The sequence below is a fragment of the Microcoleus sp. Pol12B4 genome (genome assembly GCF_036701385.1).
Classification (GTDB): Bacteria; Cyanobacteriota; Cyanobacteriia; order Cyanobacteriales; family Microcoleaceae; genus Microcoleus.
This window is the reverse complement of sequence record NZ_JAUBQR010000369.1, coordinates 1-3,285: the sequence shown is the minus strand read 5'-3', so window position 1 is coordinate 3,285 and position 3,285 is coordinate 1. Positions and strand designations below refer to the sequence as shown.

Annotated in this window: 2 protein-coding genes; both read left to right on the top strand. The window is 46.8% G+C overall.

Going from position 1 to position 3,285, the window contains the following annotated elements; all coding sequences use genetic code 11:
- Nucleotides 1-1,755: NHLP bacteriocin system secretion protein (locus tag QUA38_RS28140; protein ID WP_333167690.1), on the top strand; the 1,755-nt coding region annotated here is incomplete at its 5' end.
- 214 nt (nucleotides 1,756-1,969) lie between these two features.
- Nucleotides 1,970-3,285: cysteine peptidase family C39 domain-containing protein (locus QUA38_RS28135; RefSeq protein ID WP_333167688.1), on the top strand; the 1,316-nt coding region annotated here is incomplete at its 3' end.

The window sequence follows — 3,285 nt, the reverse complement described above, 5'->3', positions numbered from 1 at the left end:
GAAGCGATCGATCGCTTATCTTCACCGGAACGCCTCGACGAAATGATGCAGGTGGTTAGTCCTCGATCGTGGCTGCCACTAACTGCTATTGGCTGTTTAGTTGCCGCTGCGGGGGTTTGGAGTGCGATCGGGCGAATTCCGCTGACTGTTTCCGGTCAAGGCGTATTGCTTCTGCCCCGCCGCGTCGTGCAATTTCAAGCTGCTAGTTCCGGCCAATTAGTAAAGCTGAATATCAAGCCGGGAGATGTTGTTAAACGGGGTCAAGAAATCGGCAGAATTGATAAACTATACCTCAAGCAGCAGCTAGAACAAGAAAAAGCCAAATTAGCCCAACTGCAAGGGCAAAAACAAGATACTAATAAGCTGCAAAAACAGCAAATTGCCCTGGAATTAAAAACCCTCGAACAGCAGCAAAAAGACCTTCAAGAAAGCTTGAATAGAGAGTCAGTTGCACCGATACTGCACCAGCAAAGTATGGCGGCATTAGAGCAAAAACGCCAAAGCTTGGAAGAAAGTTTGCGCCGAGAACAAATTGCGCCGGTACTGCGACAGCAAACTCTGACAGCATTAGCAGAAAAACGCCAAAGTTTGGAAGAAAGTTTGCGGCGAGAACAAGTTGCACCGATATTGCGGCAGCAAACTCTGGCCGCGATCGCCAAAAAACGCGACAGTCTTTTGCAGCGAAAACAGCACATCACTTCTTTGGTGGAAACTTTACAGCAGCGGTTTGAAACTCGTCGCATTCTTTACGAACAAGAGAGGGCGATCAGCGAGGATGTAATGCTGCAAGCGAGACAGGAATTCGCGGACTCTCAGATGCAACTGGCGGATATTGAAACGCAGTTAAAGGAACTCGACGTTCAGAAAACTAATAGCGATCGCGAATTCCTGCAAAATCTCAATAAAATTGACGACCTCAAAAACAGCAGGCAGCAACTCAAGGTTGAAGCTACCAATACCGAACGGGAGTACCTGCAAAATCTCAACCGCCTTAACGAAATTAAAAACAATCTCCAAGAACTTAAAGTTCAGAAAAGTAACACCGAACGGGAGTACCTGCAAAACCTGAACAAAATTGACGAAATCAAAACTAAGATTAAAGACATGGAAACCCAAGCGGTCAAACTTGCTCAACAAGATTTAGAGAAGTCGATCGCCCAAACAAATCAAATTCAGGAAGTTAAACGCAAGATTGCCCACTTGCAGAATCAGTTGACAGCCGACAGCAAAATTACCAGCCAATACGACGGCCGCGTTTTAGAAGTTAGCGCTGTTGCAGGTCAAATGCTGAACATCGGTACAAGGATCGGGACAGTTGAATCTCAAAATGCTCGCGAAAAAATGGTCAGTCTTGTTTATTTTGCTGACAGAGATGGCAAGCGAATTAAACCGGGAATGACTGTACAAGTTACCCCTAGCGTCGTCAAGCGGGAACGCTACGGCGGCATTGTCGGCAAAGTAACCCAAGTTTCTCCTTTTCCGGTTACTAATCAAGATATGTCGGCAATTATCGGCAATGAAAATTTGGCTGACAGCATCGCGAAAAGCATCGCTGGTGGCGGTGCTACCGTGCAAGTTTTTGTGGAATTGCAGCCAGATCCGAACACTATCAGCGGTTACAAATGGTCTTCCTCGAACGGGCCTCCTCTCAAGATTTCCCCCGGTACTACTGCGCTAGTTCGGGTTCAAATCGGGCAGTTAGCGCCGATTTCTTACGTGATTCCTATTTTTCGATCTTTGACAGGAGTTTATTAACAGTTGACAGTTGACAGTTGACAGTTGACAGCGGTCACGCTCGCTTTCTCGTTCCCAGGCTCTGCCTGGGAATGGCGATCAAGAGGCTCTGCCTCGCACCATGCGTTCCCAGGCTCTGCCTGGGAACGAGAGTTAAGGAGAGTATTAGTCAGCATTCATCAGTCATTTTACCCATTAATAGCCGATGAGAATTCCCTGGATTGACAAGTTTTTTATGCCGCGCAAATTAAGGCGAGTTCGTACTCCCACCCTGTTACAAATGGAAGCAGTAGAATGCGGTGCTGCTGCTTTAGGAATTATTTTGAGTTACTGCCAACACCCAGTACCTTTAGCCCAATTGCGAAGCGAGTGCGGCGTTTCTCGCGATGGCAGTAAAGCTTCTAATATCCTTAAAGCAGCCCGAATTTACGGCTTAGATGCTAAAGGGTTTAAAAAAACTGTCGAAGAGTTGAAAGCTGTACCGCCACCTTTTATTGTTTTTTGGAATTTCAATCACTTTTTGGTGGTTGAGGGGATGAAGAAAAAGCGCGTTTACCTCAACGACCCCGCATCGGGGCCGAGGACTGTTTCTTTAGAAGAATTTAAGTCTGCTTATACTGGCGTTGTTTTGACTTTTGAGCCTGGGCCGGAGTTTAAAAAGGGTGGGAAAAAACCGAGTATTGCCCGTGCTTTAGATTCCCGATTGCAAAGTTCGCGCTGGGCGATCGCATTTTGTTTAATTGCTGGTTTATTACTGACTGTTCCCCGTTTGGCTGGCGCGGCATTTACGCAAATTTTTGTAGATGAAATTCTCGTCGAAAACCGTCACGAGTGGCTGCGACCTTTAATATTGGGAATGCTGTTTGCGGCGGCCGTTCAAGGGCTGCTAGCCCGAATGCGACTTTTCTATTTGCGGCGGCTGGCAAACAAGCTTGCAATTTCGATGTCGGGACAGTTTCTCTGGCATACTTTGCGCTTGCCTGTGGGATTTTACGCCCAGCGGTTTGCAGGTGAAATTAGCAGTCGCTGCCAAGTTAATGATAAGGTTGCTGAAATTTTATCGGGCAAACTTGCTGCAACTGCGATCGACGCGGTGATGATGGTTTTCTATGCGATAATTATGGTGATGTACGACGGGGTATTGACCAGTGTTGCCGCTGTTTTTGCAGCCTTAAACTTTTTGGCACTGCAATCTTTATCCCGCAGCCGCGTCGATGCTAACACCAGATTAGCTCAGGAAACAGGTAAGGTTGGCGGTGCTGCCATCGCAGGCATTCAATCTATTGAAACTGTCAAAGCTAGCGGTTTAGAATTCGATTTATTTTCTAAGTTTGCCGGGTACTATGCGAAAATGAGCAACGCCCAGCAAGAATTGGCTATACCCACTCAAATCCTGTCAATATTACCAGCATTTTTAACGGCCTTAGCGGCAACTGCTATCTTAGTTGTCGGCGGCTTGCGGGTGATGAACGGCGGTTTGAGTATCGGGATGTTAATTGCCTATCAAAGTCTCACTCAACAATTCCTCCGACCAGTCAACAATCTAGTCAA